Source organism: Ramlibacter aquaticus (assembly GCF_015159745.1).
Lineage (GTDB): Bacteria > Pseudomonadota > Gammaproteobacteria > Burkholderiales > Burkholderiaceae_C > Ramlibacter > Ramlibacter aquaticus.
On record NZ_JADDOJ010000051.1, the window covers coordinates 1 to 17403 of the forward strand.

Annotated in this window: 14 protein-coding genes; 7 read left to right on the forward strand and 7 right to left on the reverse strand. The window is 71.7% G+C overall.

The genetic code is table 11. The features are described from left to right. A partial coding sequence (ssb, locus tag IM725_RS12815; RefSeq protein ID WP_193780993.1) for a single-stranded DNA-binding protein occupies positions 1–323 on the reverse strand: 323 nt, incomplete at its 3' end. A 24-nt stretch (positions 324–347) separates the two neighbouring features. Continuing rightward, a complete protein-coding gene (locus IM725_RS12820; protein ID WP_193781013.1) occupies positions 348–1559 on the reverse strand; it encodes an MFS transporter in 1212 nt (403 codons plus the stop codon). A gap of 185 nt (positions 1560–1744) precedes the next feature. On the opposite strand from IM725_RS12820, the gene uvrA reads away from it, so the two are divergent. Further along, a complete protein-coding gene (gene uvrA / locus IM725_RS12825; RefSeq protein WP_193780994.1) occupies positions 1745–4768 on the forward strand; it encodes an excinuclease ABC subunit UvrA in 3024 nt (1007 codons plus the stop codon). A 968-nt stretch (positions 4769–5736) separates the two neighbouring features. Here the strand turns inward: uvrA and gloA are convergent. Continuing rightward, positions 5737–6126, reverse strand: a complete 390-nt coding sequence (gloA, locus tag IM725_RS12830; RefSeq protein ID WP_193780995.1) for a lactoylglutathione lyase — start codon at positions 6124–6126, stop codon at positions 5737–5739. Between the two features lie 46 nt (positions 6127–6172). On the opposite strand from gloA, the gene IM725_RS12835 reads away from it, so the two are divergent. From IM725_RS12835 to IM725_RS12855, 5 genes are all read left to right on the forward strand, one after another. Next, positions 6173–6634, forward strand: a complete 462-nt coding sequence (locus IM725_RS12835; RefSeq protein WP_193780996.1) for a GNAT family N-acetyltransferase — start codon at positions 6173–6175, stop codon at positions 6632–6634. A 146-nt stretch (positions 6635–6780) separates the two neighbouring features. Continuing rightward, on the forward strand, positions 6781–8046 hold the full coding sequence (locus IM725_RS12840) for an efflux RND transporter periplasmic adaptor subunit (RefSeq protein ID WP_193780997.1): 1266 nt from the start codon (positions 6781–6783) through the stop codon (positions 8044–8046). Between the two features lie 9 nt (positions 8047–8055). Next, positions 8056–11217, forward strand: coding sequence for an efflux RND transporter permease subunit (locus IM725_RS12845; RefSeq protein WP_193780998.1), 3162 nt, complete (start codon positions 8056–8058; stop codon positions 11215–11217). Further along, positions 11214–12626 (forward strand): efflux transporter outer membrane subunit, encoded by a 1413-nt coding sequence (locus IM725_RS12850; RefSeq protein ID WP_193780999.1) that lies wholly within the window; start codon positions 11214–11216, stop codon positions 12624–12626. The genes IM725_RS12845 and IM725_RS12850 overlap by 4 nt, the downstream gene beginning before the upstream one ends. 32 nt (positions 12627–12658) lie before the next feature. After that, positions 12659–13879 (forward strand): amidase, encoded by a 1221-nt coding sequence (locus IM725_RS12855; RefSeq protein ID WP_193781000.1) that lies wholly within the window; start codon positions 12659–12661, stop codon positions 13877–13879. A gap of 62 nt (positions 13880–13941) precedes the next feature. Here the strand turns inward: IM725_RS12855 and IM725_RS12860 are convergent, their stop codons facing one another. Next, positions 13942–14310 (reverse strand): hypothetical protein, encoded by a 369-nt coding sequence (locus IM725_RS12860; RefSeq protein WP_193781001.1) that lies wholly within the window; start codon positions 14308–14310, stop codon positions 13942–13944. A gap of 157 nt (positions 14311–14467) precedes the next feature. Here IM725_RS12860 and IM725_RS12865 point away from each other — a divergent pair, with 157 nt between their 5' ends. Next, positions 14468–15064, forward strand: a complete 597-nt coding sequence (locus IM725_RS12865; protein ID WP_193781002.1) for a thioredoxin fold domain-containing protein — start codon at positions 14468–14470, stop codon at positions 15062–15064. Between the two features lie 12 nt (positions 15065–15076). Here IM725_RS12865 and IM725_RS12870 read toward each other — a convergent pair whose 3' ends face one another. The 3 genes from IM725_RS12870 to IM725_RS12880 are packed head-to-tail and all read right to left on the reverse strand — an operon-like array spanning position 15077 to position 17399. After that, a complete protein-coding gene (locus IM725_RS12870) occupies positions 15077–15856 on the reverse strand; it encodes an SDR family NAD(P)-dependent oxidoreductase (protein WP_193781003.1) in 780 nt (259 codons plus the stop codon). Then, positions 15853–16500 (reverse strand): 2-dehydro-3-deoxy-6-phosphogalactonate aldolase, encoded by a 648-nt coding sequence (locus IM725_RS12875; RefSeq protein WP_193781004.1) that lies wholly within the window; start codon positions 16498–16500, stop codon positions 15853–15855. Before IM725_RS12875 ends, IM725_RS12870 begins: the two co-directional genes overlap by 4 nt. Beyond that, the gene (locus tag IM725_RS12880) at positions 16497–17399 is read right to left on the reverse strand and encodes a 2-dehydro-3-deoxygalactonokinase (protein ID WP_193781005.1); all 903 of its coding nucleotides are present in this window, start codon (positions 17397–17399) and stop codon (positions 16497–16499) included. Before IM725_RS12880 ends, IM725_RS12875 begins: the two co-directional genes overlap by 4 nt. Positions 17400–17403: the final 4 nt, after the last annotated feature.

The window sequence follows — 17403 nt, forward strand, 5'->3', positions numbered from 1 at the left end:
AGCAGCTGCAGTTCGGTGGCGATGATGTCGACGGTGTTCTTCTCGACGCCGTCCTGGCCGGTGTACTTGCCGTACTTCAGGCGGCCCTCGACATAGATGGGCCGGCCCTTCTTGACGTACTCGCCGGCGATCTCGGCCAGGCGGTCGTAGAAGGTGACGCGGTGCCACTGGGTGTCCTCGACCATCTCGCCGGAGGTCTTGTCCTTGCGGCGCGTCGAGGTGGCGACGCTGACGTTGGCGACGGCCTGGCCCGAGGGCAGGTAGCGGATTTCAGGGTCGCGGCCGCAGTTGCCGACGAGGATGACTTTGTTGACCGATGCCATGGGAATCTCCGTGAATGGGGTGGATTATGTGACCTGCGCCTCGTCGGCCAAAGCCTCGCGCACGGGCGAGCGGCGCGGCGCCGGCGCCCGCATCGGCCAGGCCACCGCGAGCCACAACAGCATCATCACGCCACAGGTGACGAAGACGCCCTCGGGTCCAACGTGCTTGGCCAGCCAGCCGCCGACCACGCCCCCGGTGAAAAATCCCAGCGACTGCAAGGTGTTGTAGACGCCCATGGCCGCGCCGCGCGCCTGCGGCGGCGCCAGGCGCGAGGCCAGGCTGGGCTGGCTCGCCTCCAGCACGTTGAAGCCGCAGAAGAAGGCGAACAGCAGCATGGACAGCGGCACCAGCGAGGGCTGCCGGCTGTCCCACCACAGGCCCGCCTCGACCAGCACCACCAGCGCGATCGCGCCCAGGAAGGCGGCGCGCAGGTAGCCGCGCCGCTCCATGGGGAACAGCGTGCCGCCCATCACCAGGAAGGAGGCGAGCACCGCCGGCAGGTACACGTGCCAGTGCAGCGCCTTGGGCAGGCCGGCTTCCACCAGCAGGGTGGGGATGCTGACCCACATCGCGAGCTGGACCGCGTGCAGGATGAAGATGCCGGCGTCCAGGCGCAGCAACTGCGGGTCGGCCAGCACGGCGGCGATGCGGGTGCGGCCCGCGTCCTTGTGCTCGGCAGGCTCGGGCGGCGTCCAGAAGAAGACCACGGCGATGCCGCTCAGCGCCAGCACGCCGGTGAGGGTGAACAGCCCCGGCAGGCCGATCAGGCCGGCCAGCGCCGGCGAGGCCAGCAGGGAGACGGCGAACATCAGGCCGATGCTGCCGCCCACCAGCGCCATGGCCTTGGTGCGCATCTCGTCGCGCGTCTGGTCGGCCAGCAGGGCCGTGACGGCGGCCGACACCGCGCCCGAGCCCTGCAGCGCCCGGCCCAGGATGAGGCCGTGCAGGCTGGTGGCCAGCGCCGCCGTGAAGCTGCCGGCGGCGAACAGCAGCAGGCCCAGCGCGATCACGCGCTTGCGGCCGAAGCGGTCCGAGGCCAGGCCGAAGGGGATCTGCAGCACGGCCTGGGTCAGCCCGTAGATGCCCATGGCCAGCCCGATGCGGGCCGGGTCGTCGCCGCCGGGGTAATGGGCGGCTTCCAGGGCGAACACGGGCAGGACCAGGAACAGGCCCAGCATGCGGACGGCGAAGATGGTGGCCAGCGACAGGCTGGCACGCCGCTCCAGTGGCGTCATGCGGCTGTCACCGGCGTCGTTGGACGGTAAGGAACTGCTCACTTCGGGGATGTCTGTTGGGACTGGGGAGGGGCGGCGCGGACCGGCCGCCGAAGCCGGCATTCTCCCGGATTCCGCCGGCCGCGGGCTCGCCCCCGGACGCCGTCCCAGACTATCATGTCAGGTTTTCCCGGCGCGGCTGAACCTTGAACTCCCCCACCGAAGGCCACCACCTCGATCAGGCAAGCCCCGCCAGCGAAGGCCGCTACCTGGGCGCGGCCCTCGCACCACGGATCAGCATCCGCGGCGCGCGCACGCACAACCTCAAGAACATCGACCTGGACATCCCGCGCCACCAGCTGGTGGTGATCACCGGGCTGTCGGGCTCGGGCAAGTCCTCGCTCGCCTTCGACACCCTGTACGCCGAGGGGCAGCGGCGCTATGTGGAGAGCCTGTCGGCCTATGCGCGGCAGTTCCTGCAGCTCATGGACAAGCCGGACGTGGACGTGATCGAGGGCCTGTCGCCCGCGATCTCCATCGAGCAGAAGGCCACCTCGCACAACCCGCGCTCCACCGTGGGCACGGTGACCGAGATCCACGACTACCTGCGCCTGCTGTTCGCGCGCGCCGGCACGCCCCACTGCCCCACCCACGGGGTGCCGCTGAAGTCGCAGACGGTCTCGCAGATGGTGGACGCGGTGCTGGCGCTGCCGCCCGACACGCGGCTGATGGTGCTGGCGCCCGTGGCGCGCGACCGCAAGGGCGAATTCGTCGAGCTCTTCGCCGAGATGCAGGCGCGCGGCTACGTGCGCTTCCGCATCGACGGCGTGCTGGTCGAGGCCGACGCCCTGCCCGCGCTCAAGAAGACCGAGAAGCACGACATCGACGTGGTGATCGACCGGCTGCGCGTGCGCCCCGACGCGCAGCAGCGCCTGGCCGAGAGCTTCGAGGCCGCGCTGCGGCTGGCCGAAGGCCGCGCCGTGGCGATGGAGATGGACGGCGGCCGCGAGCACCTGTTCAACGCCCGCTTCGCCTGCCCCATCTGCAACTGGTCCATCGAGGAGCTGGAGCCCCGGCTGTTCTCCTTCAACTCGCCGGTGGGCGCCTGCCCGGCCTGCGACGGCCTGGGCCACATGGAGTTCTTCGACCCGGAGCGGGTGGTGGGCTTCCCCTCGCTCTCGCTGGCCAGTGGCGCGATCAAGGGCTGGGACCGGCGCAACCCCTACTACTTCGGCATGTTGGAGGCGGTGGCCCGGCACTACAAGGCCGACGTGGACGCGCCCTGGGAAGACCTGGACGCCACGGTGCAGTCGGCCATCCTGCACGGCAGCGGCGAGGAGGAGATCAAGTTCTCCTACAGCGCGGACTCCGGCACGCGCAAGCTGAGCAAGAAGCACCCCTTCGAGGGCGTGATCCCGAACATGGCGCGCCGCTTCCGCGAGACCGATTCGGCCGCGGTGCGCGAGGAGCTGGCGCGCTACCGCAACCTGCAGCCCTGTCCCGAGTGCGAGGGCACGCGCCTGCGCACCGAGGCGCGCCACGTGAAGCTGGGCGAGGGGCCGCAGGCGCGCGGCATCTACGAGGTGAGCCACGCCACCCTGCGCGAGAGCCTGGCCTACTTCCAGGGCCTGCACCTGGCGGGCGCCAAGGCCGAGATCGCCGACAAGGTGGTGCGAGAGATCGGCCTGCGGCTGAAGTTCCTGAACGACGTGGGCCTGGGCTACCTCAGCCTGGACCGCAGCGCCGAGACGCTGTCGGGCGGCGAGGCGCAGCGCATCCGTCTGGCCTCGCAGATCGGCTCGGGCCTGACCGGCGTGATGTACGTCCTGGACGAGCCCAGCATCGGCCTGCACCAGCGCGACAACGACCGCCTCATCGCCACGCTGCGCCACCTGCGCGACATCGGCAACAGCGTGATCGTGGTCGAGCACGACGAGGACATGATCCGCGCCGCCGACCACGTGATCGACATGGGGCCGGGCGCCGGCATCCACGGCGGCCGCGTGATGGCGCAGGGCAGCTTCGAGCAGGTCGCCCAGACGCCCGGCTCGCTGACCGGCCAGTACCTCTCGGGGGCCCAGCGCATCGAGGTGCCTGCGCGGCGCATGCCCTGGCTGCCGGTGGCGGGCGAGCCCGCGCCGGAGCCGGTGAAGCCCTCGCGCTTCCCGCCCAGCCCGGCCGCCCAGCGCCGCGCCGCGCGCGAGGCCGAGCACCGCCGCACCATGGGCGCGCTGCAGGCCCTGCGCGTGATCGGCGCGACCGGCCACAACCTGAAGGACGTGAGCGTGGATTTCCCGGTCGGGCTGTTCACCTGCGTGACCGGCGTGTCGGGTTCGGGCAAGTCCACCCTGGTGAACGACACGCTGTACGCGGCCGTGGCGCGCACCCTGTACCGCGCCCACGAGGAGCCCGCGCCGCACCGCGCGATCGAGGGCATCGAGTACTTCGACAAGGTGATCAACGTCGACCAGTCGCCCATAGGCCGCACGCCGCGCAGCAACCCGGCCACCTACACCGGCTTGTTCACGCCCATCCGCGAGCTGATGGCCGAGACCTCGACCGCGAAGGAGCGCGGCTACGGCCCGGGGCGCTTCTCGTTCAACGTGGCGGGTGGCCGCTGCGAGGCCTGCGAGGGCGACGGCGTGGTGAAGGTGGAGATGCACTTCCTGCCCGACGTGTACGTGCCCTGCGACGTGTGCCACGGCGCGCGCTACAACCGCGAGACGCTGGAGGTGCAGTGGAAGGGCCGCAACATCGCGCAGATCCTGGACATGACGGTGGAGGACGCGCACGCCTTCCTCGCCCCCGTGCCCACGATCGCGCGCAAGCTGCAGACCCTGCTGGACGTGGGCCTGTCCTACATCAAGCTGGGCCAGGCCGCGACCACGCTGTCGGGCGGCGAGGCGCAGCGCGTGAAGCTGGCGCTGGAGCTGTCCAAGCGCGACACCGGCCGCACGCTCTACATCCTGGACGAGCCGACCACCGGCCTGCACTTCGCCGACATCGCGATGCTGCTGAAGGTGCTGCACCAGCTGCGCGACGCCGGCAACACCATCGTCGTCATCGAGCACAACCTGGACGTGATCAAGACCGCCGACTGGGTGATCGACATGGGCCCGGAAGGCGGCTCGGGCGGTGGCACGGTGGTCGGCGCCGGCACGCCGGAAGACATCGCCGCGAACGCGGCCAGCCACACGGGGCGCTACCTGCAGCGGTACCTGCAGGGTTGAGGCGGGGCCTGGCTCTTCGCTGGGGGCGCTCTTCGGCCTTGGACTTCGGCGCCCGCTCTGACTCTGCTGGTTGAGACGCGCGCCGCTCTTCGCGGTTTTGACCTTGCGCTTGGCTCCAGGTTTTGTGGGCTTGCGAGGCGCGCTGCACTCGTCGACCTCGCGCTCGCCCCGCTGGTTGGCTGTTGTCGGGCTTCGCTCTTCGACCTCGCGCTCGCCCCGCTGGCCGGCCTGTGACGGGGGCTCATACTGCCGCGGTCCGCTGCGCGGACTCCGCTGGAATTTGCGGCCTGGGGCCGGCACGGCGCAACTCGCTACGCGCTGGCTGCGCCACCGCTTCGCTCAAACAGGCGCCGTGAGCATGAGACGACGCGCGGACCTGCGGACCGCGCTCCCGACCCCAGGCCGCAAATTCCAGCCGCGTCACAAATCGCCCCCGCCACAGGCCGGCCAGCGGGGCGAGAAGACCATCTGGGCGCGCCGGCGGTTGAACGCCGACATCTGGACCATTGAGAAAAGCGCTGGCGCTCAACGGCTGCGCGCCCACATGTGTTGGGCCCACCCGGCCCCGGCTGCCCTGTGTCGCGCCGTGTGGGGCGCCCGAGAAGCGCAGGGCCAGGCCCTTCGTCCTCTGACTTGCGGCGTCTGTCTGAGCGAAGCGGTCGCCGCAGGCGGGCGCGTAGCGAGTTACGCCGCAGGGCCTGGACCGAGCATCGCAGGGGCAGTCGGACACGAAGTGCCGACCGCCACAGTCGGCGCGGCACAGGGCAGCCGGGGCCAGGTGGGCCTGAGGTCACGCAGGCATGAAACCCGACGCGCCAACCCCGCAGGAGCCAGGGCCAATGTCCCTTCTTGCGCGGGCAGCTGTCGCTTGTCCGCGGGCGGCCGCGACTTTCTGAGCTAACGAAGCACCAAAGCGCCGCGGAGGCATCGATCTCAGGGGCGCGGGCAGGCCGTCACTCCAGAGCGCCTCAACCTTCCTTGCGCTCGATCAGCTCGATCTTGTAGCCGTCCGGGTCCGTGACAAAGGCGATCACGGTCGAGCCCCCCTTGACCGGGCCTGGCTCGCGGGTGATGGCGCCGCCGGCGGCGCGGATCCTGTCGCAGGCACCGTAGACGTCGGCCACGCCCAGGGCGATGTGGCCGTAGGCCGTGCCGAGTTCGTAGCGGTCCACGCCGTGGTTGTAGGTCAGCTCCAGCTCCGCATGGTCCGGGTTGCTGCCGTAGCCGACGAAGGCCAGCGAATATTTCTGATCGGGCCGCTCGGTGGTGCGCAGCAGGCGCATGCCCAGCACCCGGGTGTAGAAATCGATGGAGCGTTGCAGGTCGCCGACGCGCAGCATGGTGTGTAGGAGTCGCATGCCCTGGATGATAGGCAGGACGGCGCGGGCTTGCTATGCTGGGTGCGTGCAAGTGCTGCCCTGCATCCGGCTCGCACGGCCCACCGAGGCCGGGGCCATCGCCGCGCTCTCGCGCGACTGCATAGAGACGGGGCTCGCCTGGCGCTGGACGCCCGCCCGCGTCATGCGCTCCATGCGCGACCCGGCCACCAACGTCGCCGTCGCCAACGAGTTCGGCGCCGTGCTCGGCTTTTCCATCATGCACTTCGACGACGCCTCGGCCCATCTGCTGCTGCTGGCCGTCATGCCGCATCTGCGCGAGCGCGGGCTGGGCCGTCACCTGGTGGAGTGGCAGGAGGATTGCGCGCGCATCGCCGGGTCGGAGCTCATCCGCGCCGAGGCCCGTGCCGACAACGCGGTCGCACTCGCGTTCTACGCCGAACTGGGCTGGCAGGTGACCGCCCGCGTCAGCGGTTACTACGAAGGGCGTATCGACGCCCTGCGCATGGAAAAGCGCCTTTCGGCCTGAGAGGGCCGGGGCCCGCGCGGCCAGCCGGGGCGACGGATGCGCTTCACGCGCCCTTGACAGGTTTTCCCTATACTGCCCGGGCCGCGCCGACCGCACGGCACCGCATCTCCCTGGTCGCGGTCCTCTCCACAAGAAGAAACCCACCCATGGCCCTTTCGCGCTTCGCACGCCCGTTCCCGTTCCTGGCCCTCGCTGTCACCCTCTCGGCCTCGTCCCTGCTGCTGTCCGCCTGCGGACCGTCCAGCCAGGCCCAGGGTGCGCCCGGCGGCGGCATGCCACCGCCCGAAGTGGGCGTCGTGACCGTCCGGCCGGCCGAGGTGGGCCTGGTCACCGAGCTGCCGGGCCGGCTGGAAGCCTCGCGCACCGCGCAGGTGCGTGCGCGCGCCGCCGGCATCGTGCTGCAGCGCCTCTTCAAGGAAGGCAGCGACGTCAAGGCCGGCCAGCCGCTGTTCCGCATCGACCCGGCGCCCTACGCGGCGGCCGCGTCCAGCGCCCAGGCGCAGCTCGCGCGGGCGCAGGCCAACTACGGCCAGGCCAGCGCACTGGCCCAGCGCTACAAGCCCCTGGTCGAAGCCAACGCGATCAGCAAGCAGGACTACGCCAACGCCGTCGCCGCCGAGCAGCAGGCCGCCGCCGACGTGGCCGCCGCCAAGGCCGCGGTGCAGACCGCGCAGATCAACCTGGGCTACGCCAGCGTCACCTCGCCCATCTCCGGCCGCATCGGCCGCGCGCTGGTGACCGAGGGCGCGCTGGTGGGGCAGGGCGAAGCCACGCCGCTGGCCCTGGTGCAGCAGATCAACCCCATGTTCGTCAACTTCACCCAGTCCTCCACCGAGGTGCTGGCCCTGCGCCGCGCCTTCGCCCAGGGCAAGCTCAAGCGCGCCGGCGCCGACGGCGTGCAGGTGAAGGTGGTGCTGGAGGACGGCTCCGCCTACCCCATGCCCGGCAAGCTGCTGTTCTCCGACCTGTCGGTGGACCCCACCACCGGCCAGGTCACGCTGCGCGCCGAGGTGCCCAACCCCAACGCCCTGCTGCTGCCCGGCATGTACGTGCGCGTGCAGCTCGAGCAGGCGCGGCTGGACAACGCCATCACGCTGCCGCAGCAGGCGGTGACCCGCTCCGCCACCGGCGACACGGTGATGGTGGTCGACAAGGACGGCAAGGCCACGCCGCGCCCGGTCAAGGTCGGCAACCAGCAGAACGGCCAGTGGATCATCACCGAGGGCCTGCAGCCCGGCGAGCAGGTGGTGGTGGATGGCTTCCAGAAGATGCGCCCGGGCGCGCCGGTGAAGCCGGTGCCCTGGTCCCCGCCAGGCGCGAGCCCGGCGGCCGGCGCGGCCTCGGGTGCGGCCTCGGCTTCGGGTGCGGCCCCCGCCGCCCCCGCCGCCTCCGCAGCGTCGCAGAAGAACTGAGGTCGGCGCATGGCCAAGTTCTTCATTGACCGCCCGGTCTTCGCCTGGGTGATCGCGCTGTTCGTGCTGGTGCTGGGCGCGGTGTCCATCACCAAGCTGCCCGTCGCGCAGTACCCCACGGTCGCGCCGCCCTCCATCGTGGTGTCGGCGGTGTACCCCGGCGCCTCCGCGCAGACGCTCGAGGACACGGTGCTGTCCATCATCGAGCAGGAGATGAACGGCTCGCCCGGCCTCATCTACATGGAATCGGTGGCCCAGGCCAACGGCTCGGGCAACATCACGCTCACCTTCGAGTCGGGCACCAACCCCGACCTGGCCCAGGTGGACGTGCAGAACCGGCTCTCGCGCGCCGCACCCCGCCTGCCCGCCGCGGTGACGCAGCAGGGCGTGCGCGTGGACAAGGCGCGCTCGAACTTCCTGCTCTTCACCATCCTGTCCTCCGACAACGGCGCGTTGGACCCCGTGGCGCTGGGCGACTACGCCTCGCGCGTGGTGCTGCCCGAGCTGCAGCGCGTGCCGGGCGTGGGCCAGGCCCAGCTCTTCGGCACCGAGCGCGCGATGCGCATCTGGATCGACCCGGCCAAGCTGGTGAGCTACAACCTGTCGGCGGCCGACGTCAACAACGCGATCCGGGCGCAGAACGCCCAGGTCTCGGCCGGCTCCATCGGCGACCTGCCCATCGTGGCGGGCCAGGGCGTGTCCGCCACCGTCATCGTCAACGGCCAGCTCAGCTCGCCCGAGCAGTTCGGCAACCTGGTGCTGCGCGCCAACACCGACGGCTCCTCCGTGCGGCTGAAGGACGTGGCCCGCATCGAGCTGGGCGCGCAGAACTACAGCGTCTCCGCGCGGCTGAACGGCAAGCCCTCCACCGGCATCGGCGTGCAGCTCTCGCCCACCGGCAACGCGCTGGGCACCGCCAAGGCCATCCGCGCCCGCATGGAGGAGCTGTCCAAGTACTTCCCGCCCGGCGTGAAGTGGTCCATCCCCTACGACAGCTCCCGCTTCGTGGACATCTCCATCAAGCAGGTGGTCGAGACCCTGCTGGAAGCCATGGTGCTGGTGTTCCTGGTGATGTACCTCTTCCTGCAGAACGTGCGCTACACCCTGATCCCCGCGATCGTGGTGCCCGTGTCCCTGCTGGGCACCTTCGGCGTGCTGTTCGCGCTGGGCTTCTCGATCAACGTGCTGACCATGTTCGGCATGGTGCTGGTGATCGGCATCGTGGTGGACGACGCGATCGTGGTGGTCGAGAACGTGGAGCGCATCATGTCCACCGAGGGGCTGCCGCCGCGCAAGGCGACCGTCAAGGCCATGAGCCAGATCCAGGGCGCCATCGTCGGCGTCACGGTGGTGCTGGTGTCGGTGTTCGTGCCGCTGGCCTTCTTCGCCGGTGCCGTGGGCAACATCTACAAGCAGTTCTCGGCGGTGATGGTGTCCTCCATCGCGTTCTCGGCCTTCATGGCGCTCTCGCTCACGCCGGCCCTGTGCGCGACGCTGCTCAAGCCGGTCGAGGCCGGCCACCACCTGGAGCGGGGCGGCTTCTTCGGCCGCTTCAACAACGCCTTCGCGCGCAGTGCCAAGGGCTACGAAGGCTTCGTCGGCAAGGTGCTGGCGCGCACCGGCCGTGCCTTCGTGGTGTACGGCGCGGTGCTGGTGGCGGTGGGCTTCCTGTTCTGGCGCCTGCCCACCTCCTTCCTGCCCAGCGAGGACCAGGGCTACCTCATCGTCAACGTGCAGCTGCCCCCGGGCGCCACCGTGGCCCGCACCACCAGCGTGATGCAGCAGGTGGAGGGCTACATCCTCAAGCAGCCCGAGGTGCAGAGCATGGTCAGCGTGCTGGGCTTCTCGTTCTCCGGCCAGGGCCAGAACGCGGGCCTGGGCTTCATCACGCTCAAGCCCTGGGACGAGCGCAAGGGCGCCGAGCACTCCGCCGGCGGCATCGCGGGACGGTCCTTCGGCGCGCTGTCCCGCATCCGCGACGCCTTCATCTTCGCCGTCAGCCCGCCGCCGATCCCCGAGCTGGGCTCGGCCACCGGCTTCAGCTTCCGGCTGGAAGACCGCGGCGGCAACGGGCACGCGGCCCTGCTCGCCGCCCGCAACCAGCTGCTGGGCATGGCCTCGCAGAGCAAGCTGCTGGCCGGCGTGCGGCCGGACGGCCTGGAGGACGCGCCCCAGCTGCAGGTCGACATCGACCGCGACAAGGCCCAGGCGCTGGGCGTGGGCTTCGACGCCATCAACACCGTGCTGTCCACCGCGCTCGGCTCCGCCTACGTCAACGACTTTCCCAACCGCGGCCGCCTGCAGCGCGTGGTGGTGCAGTCGGACGCGCCGGCGCGCATGCAGCCGGACGACATCCTGCGCCTGAACGTCATCAACACCAAGGGCACGCCGGTGCCGCTGTCGGCCTTCGCCAGCACGCACTGGATCACGGGCGCGATGCAGACCGTGCGCTACAACGGCTACCCCGCGATGCGCATCGCGGGCGACGCAGCCCCCGGGCGTTCCACCGGCGAGGCCATGGACGAGATGGAGCGCCTGGCCCAGCAGCTGCCGCCCGGCTTCGCCTACGAATGGACCGGCCAGTCGCGCGAGGAGAAGCTCTCGGGCTCCACCGCGTCCATCCTGCTGGGCTTCTCGCTGCTGGCCGTGTTCCTGTGCCTGGCTGCGCTGTACGAGAGCTGGTCGATCCCGCTGTCGGTGATCCTGGTCGTGCCGCTGGGCATCGTGGGCGCGCTGCTGGGCGCGACGCTGCGCAGCTTCCCCAACGACGTGTACTTCAAGGTCGGCCTGGTGACCATCATCGGCCTGTCGGCGAAGAACGCGGTGCTGATCATCGAATACGCCAAGGATCTGCATGCCCAGGGCCGCAGCCTCGTCGAGGCCGCGCTCGAGGCCTGCCACCTGCGCTTCCGTCCCATCATCATGACTTCCATGGCCTTCATCCTGGGCGTGCTGCCCCTGGTCATCGCCAGCGGGGCCGGCTCCGCCAGCCAGCGCGCGATCGGCACCGGCGTGATGGGCGGCATGCTCACCGCCACCAGCCTGCTGGTGGTCTTCGTGCCGGTCTTCTTCGTCGTCGTGCGACGCTTCTTCAAGGGCAGCGAGCGCCAGAGAAAGCTCTACGCCCACCAGAGCGACGAGGGCGACGCGCCCGCCGGAGGTGCGCAATGAGCCGCCGCATCCGCCGGGCCGCCGGCCGCCCCGCCACCGCCCTGGGCCTTGTGGCCGCCACCCTGCTGGCGGCGGGCTGCTCCTTCGCACCCACCTACCAGCGCCCCGCGGCGCCTGTGGCGCCGGCCTACCCGTACGCGGGCGCCGCGCAAGGGCAGCCGGCCGCCGACATCCGCTGGCAGGACTTCTTCCAGGACCCCACGCTGCGCCAGCTGGTGGCCACCGCGCTGGCGAACAACCGCGACCTGCGCGTGGCCGTGCTCAACGTGGAGCAGGCGCGCGCCCAGGCCGACATCCGCCGCGCCGACCTGTTCCCCACCGTCTCGGCGGCCGTGACCGGCAACCGGGCGCCCAAGACCGCCACGCCCAGCCTGTACACCGCCGGCTTCACTGTCTCGGCCTGGGAGATCGACCTCTGGGGCCGGCTGCGCAACCTGGGCGATGCTGCCGTCGCGCAATACCTGGCCACCACCGAAGGCCGCAACGCGGCGCAGGCCAGCCTGGTGGCCAGCGTCGCCAGCACCTGGCTGCTGCTGCTGGCCGACGAGGAACAGCTCGCGCTCACCCGCGACACGCTGCGCACCCGCGAAGAGTCGCTGCGCCTGACGCGGCTGCGCTTCGAGAACGGCGCCGCCTCCGAGCTGGACGCGCGCCAGGCCGAGTCGCTGGCCGAATCGGCCCGGGCGACGCTGGCCCAGCTCTCGCGCCAGCGCGCGACCGACCTGGACGCCCTCGGCCTGCTGCTGGGCCAGCCGGTGCCGGAGAACGTCGCCGCCGGCCGGGGCACGGCCGGCGTCACGCTGCCCGACCTGCCCGCCGGTGCGCCCTCGGATCTGCTCGCCCGGCGCCCCGACGTGCGCCAGGCCGAACAGCAGCTGATCGCGGCCAACGCCAACATCGGCGCCGCGCGGGCCGCGTACTTCCCGCGCATCGCGCTCACCGCCAGCGTGGGCAGCGCGAGCACCGCCCTGGACAACCTGTTCAAGGGGGGCACCTGGGGCTGGACCGCGGCGCCTTCGCTGGTGGAGACCGTGTTCGACGCCGGCCGCAACCGCGCCAACGTGGCCGCGGCGACGGCCGGCCGCGACATCGCCATCGCGCAGTACGAGAAGGCGATCCAGTCGGCCTTCCGCGAGGTCGCCGACGCGCTGGCCGGCCGCGCCACCTACGGCGAGCAGCTGGCGGCGCAGCAGAAGGTGGTCGAGGCCGAGACCGTGCGCATGCGCCTGTCGCAGCTGCGCTACGACAACGGCGTCTCCAGCTACCTGGACCTGCTGGACGCGCAGCGCTCGCTGTTCGCGGCCCAGCAGCAGCTCATCCAGGTGCGCCTGGCGCAGTTGCAGAACCAGGTGCAGCTCTACCGTGCGCTGGGCGGTGGCTGGTACGAAGGCGACCCCGCGTCATCGTAGGTCGGGGCCGGCTGGATTAAAGTCCGGCTTCGATGAACGCCCAAGCCACCGATTCCCTGCGTGACGCGCTGGCGCGTCTGCGCGCCGCCAATGTGCAGCTCAAGGCCTTCGCCGCCGTGCGCGACGACGACAGCGCGCTGGCCCTGGCCGGCACGCTGCGCGGCCCGCTGGCCGGGCAGCTGGTGGCGGTGAAGGACATCTTCGACACCACCGATTTCCCGACGGCCTACGGCTCGGCGATCTACTCGGGCCACCAGCCGTCCACCGAGGCCGCGATGGTGGGCATCATCCGCCACGCCGGCGGCCTGGTGGTCGGCAAGGCCACCACCACCGAGTTCGCCTTCCTGCAGCCGTCGCCGACGCTGAACCCGGCGGCGCCCGGCTGCACGCCGGGGGGATCGTCCTCGGGCTCGGCGGCGGCGGTGGCCGCCGGGCTGGTGCCGCTGGCCATCGGTTCCCAGACCGGCGGCTCCATCGTGCGGCCGGCCTCGTACTGCGGCGTGGTGGGCTTCAAGCCCAGCTTCGGCCTGCTGCCCACCGCGGGCATGAAGTGCTTCTCGTGGTCGCTGGACACCGTGGGCCTGTTCGCCCGCAGCGTGGACGAGGTGGCGGCCTTCGCGCAGGCCGTCAGCGGCGGCCGGGTGATGGCGCCCACGCCACGGCCTGCCGAAGGCTGGACCTTCGGGCTGCCGCGGGCCTACCCCTGGGGCGAACCCTCGGCCAGCGGCGCGATGGCCATGGCCCGTGCGCGCGAGGCCCTGCAGGCGGTTGGCGCCCGCGTGGTGGAGGTCGACCTGCCGGACTGGGCCGGGGAGAGCTACCTCGCGCATGACGCCGTGCAGGGCTGGGAAGCGGCACGCGCGCTCACGCGGGAGGTCGAGACCAGCCTGCCGCGACTGTCCGACATCCTGCGCGACTACCTCCAGGAGGCGGGCAAGGTGAGCGACGAAGCCTATGCGAGCGCGCAGGCCGTGGCCCGGCGCGCGCGTGCCGGCTGCCGCGACTGGCTGCCGGGTGTGGACGTGCTGCTCACGCCCAGCGCGCCCGACGAAGCGCCCGAGGGCTTCGCCACCACCGGCGCCTCGACCTGGAACCGGGCCTGGACCCTGCTGGGCGCACCCACGTTGAACGTGCCGGGCGCGACGGGCGTGAACGGCCGGCCCATGGGCCTGCAGGTGATCGCGCCGCCCGGCAGCGACAGCCGCTGCCTGGCGGCCGGCGCGTTGCTGGAGCGGGGCCTGCTCGCGCCTTAGGCGGGGCAGGCGCCGTCGGCGTCACGGCGCTGCGTGTCCGCTCGCCGTGCCACCCGCCGGGCTCAGGGCCTGGACGGGTCGGCCGCCATCCGGTCGTACTTGAGGAAGTACTGGCGTGCCAGCGCCACCAGCTGGCCCTCGCTCGGGTGGTCCGAGGCCACGCTGCCCACCACGGGCACCTTGTCGGGGTGGCCTTCCAGCCACTTGCCGAATTCCTCGCGGGCGCTGCCGGGCCCGGTCAGCAGCACCTCGTGCGCGCCCGAGACGGCCGCTGCCACGTCGGGGAAGAACCGGGCGTGGACCGCGTCCTTGCCCTGGTGCTTGTGGTGCGAGCGTGAGCGCACGCGGCTGGCTTCTACATGGTCCTTGTCGAACATCAGGACCTGGGCTTCGTGGTGGTCGATCCAGACGAGGGCGTGGAATGTGCTCATGCTTGGCGTTCTCCGCTTGTCGTGTCCAGCCTTCATCTTGGCGCGGGTGGGTGCGCGCGTGCTTGAGCCTGCTCAAGGAGGGACACCGCGGGGGCGCCGGCTGCAGGGCGCCCGGTTTGGTATCGTTCGCCTTTCGCCACTGTTGCTACACATTGCCATGAAAGCCCTGAAATTCGCCGTCGCCGCCCTGGCCAGCCTGGCCCTGCTCGCGGGCTGCGGCAACAAGGACGATGCCTCTTCCTCCACGGGCGGTGCCGACGCCAGCAAGCCTGCCGAGGCCGTGAGCATCGAGGCGATCCAGGCTGAAGGCACGGGCTTCACCGTGGGCTCGCCCATGAGCGTGAAGACCGTGTACGTCTTCTTCGACCCCCAGTGCCCGCACTGCAGCGCGCTCTGGTACGCGGCCAAGCCGATCAAGGCGGTCAAGTTCATCTGGATGCCGGTGCGCTTCATCAACGACGCCAGCCTGCACCAGGGCGCCACCATCATCGCCGCCAAGGACCCCATCGCCACCATGGACGAGCACGAGGCCCTGCTGACGGACCGGAAGGGCGGCATCACGGCCGCCTCGGGCGTGGACGCGCAGGAGGCCGCCGTCAAGAAGAACACCGCGCTGATGACGCGCTTCGGCTTCCAGTCGATCCCGACCATCATCACCAAGAACGCCCAGGGCAGCGTGGTCTCGCACGAGGGCGCCCTGCCCACCGCCGACCTGGCCGCCTTCGTCGGCGTGCCGGTGCCCTCGGCGCAGTGAGCGCGTCCCGGCTCAGGCCGGGACGGTGTAGTTCAGCGTCATCCGGCCGCCGTCCACCACGACGATCTCGCCGGTGACGTAGCTGGCTGCGTCGCTGGCCAGCCAGGCCACCGCGTCGGCCACTTCCCCCGGTTCGCCCAGGCGCTTCATGGGCGTGCGGCTCATGATGCGCCGCCGGGCATCTTCGCTGGTGAGCACCGCCTGCGCCGCGAGCTCGGTGGCGATGGTGCCGGGCGCGACCGCGTTCACGCGCACGCCCTTGTCGGCCAGCGAGAGCGCCATCACGCGCGTGAGCTGGTTGATGCCGCCCTTGCTCACGTTGTAGCTGGAGATGGTGGGGATCGCCAGCGTGCCGTTCACGGAGCTCATGTTGACGATGGCGCCGCGCCCGGCCGCGGCCATGGCCCGCGCCACCGCCTGCCCCATGAGGAAGGCGCCCTTGAGGTTGACGCGCAGCACCGCATCGAAGTCGGCCTCGGTCACGTCCAGGAACTCGGCGGCCTTGAAGACGCCGGCGTTGTTCACCAGCACGTCGATGCGCCCGTGGGCCGCGAGCACCGCCGCCACGCTGGCATCGACCTGCGCCTTGTCGCCCACGTCGCAATGCAGGTAGCGGCCGCCCAGCTCGGCGGCCAGGGCCAGGCCCCGCTCGTCGGCGACGTCCAGCAGCACCACGGTCGCGCCCTCGCGCGCGAAGCGCCGCGCGCAGGCCTCGCCGATGCCCTGGGCCGCGCCGGTCACCAGGCAGACACGGCCTTCCAGGCCGAAACGGATGTTCTCGTTCGTGGTCATGCGCGGATCGTACCGTTCCATGCCCCGGCGAAGCCGGCCGCCCGGCGGCCGACGGCGGCGGCCTCCTGGCCCGGCTGGTAGAGCGCGCCGCCGATGCCGAAACCGCTGGCCCCGGCCTCGCGCCAGGCCTGCATGCCTTCGGGCCGTATGCCGCCCACGGGCAGCATGGGCACCGCCGCCGGGATCACGGCCCGCAGGGCTTTCAGGCCGGCCGGCGAGGCCATCTCGGCGGGGAAGAGCTTCAGGCCGTGGGCGCCGGCCGCGAGCGCCGCGAAGGCCTCGCTGGCGGTGAAGATGCCGGGCAGGCAGGCCATGCCCAGCGCCACGGCGCGCCGCACCACGGCCTCGTTGAAGTTGGGCGAGACCACGAGGCCGCCCCCCGCGGCGTGCACCGCATCCACGTCGGCGGGGCTGAGCACCGTGCCCGCGCCCACCAGGGCCTGGGGCAGGGCCCGGGCGAGGGCGGCGATGCTCTCGAGCGGCCGCGGCGAATTCAGCGGCACCTCGATGAGCTGCCAGCCCTGGTCGTGCAGGGCCCGGCCAACGGCGACGGCCTCCTCGGGCCGCAGGCCGCGCAGGATGGCCACCAGGGGCAGGGCCTGCAGGGCGGCGTGGAAGCGATCCACGGGCGAAAGGGTGTTCATGGTCGTGCGGCCTCCCAGGCATCGGCGATGGCGCGCAGGCCGCACCAGGTGGCTTCCTGGCCGGCGGTCTGCGCCGGCAGCCCCAGGTGGGCCAGGGCCAGCGCATAGCGGCGGGTGAGGGCGTCGGCTCCCACCAGCACCAGCGGCGGCCCCGCGGGCTGCAGGGCGCGCTCGCGCAGCTCCTCGCCGATCAGCAGGCCGGACAGGAAGCTGGGGCCCTGGGCCTCGTCCAGCTGCCCGAAGAGCGCGAGCGTGCGCGCGCTGAAGGCCGCGTGCAGCAGGCCGCGGCCGGCGTGCGCGATGTCCAGGCCGCGCAGGAAGGCGGGCTCGTGCAGCGGCCCGTCCTGCGCGGGCAGGGTGCGGGCCAGGATGGAATGCTGGCGCAGCAGCGCGTAGGCTTCGCCGGTCATGCAGGTGGCAAAGCCCTGCAGCCGGCCGTCCGCCAGGGTGGCGAGCTTGGCGTGCGTGCCCGGCATCAGCACACGGGCCTGGTCCAGGCCCAGCACGCGCAGCACGCCGAACGCCTTGGTCTCCTCGCCGCGCATCACGTCGGGCACGCCCGCGTTCTCGCAGCGCAGCCCGGGCACGATGGCCATGCGCCCGGGCTCGGGCCAGGCGAGCCCCGCCACCAGGGCCTCGAAGCCGGCCGGGCAGCGGGCGTAGGGCACCTCCAGCCAGCCTTGCCGGCTGCCCACCATGCCGCACATCAGCACCAGCGGGGCGGGCGCGTCCAGCCAGCCGGCGCAGGCCGCCTGCAGCACGGCCGCAAAGCCGCCGGCCGGCACGGTGAGGATGCCGCGCGGGAGCTCGCGCGCCTCCAGGGCCTGCCCGTCCACGGCGATGCGCGCCACGCGCAGGCTGCTGGTGCCCCAGTCCACGCCGACCAGCGGACGCGGCATGGCC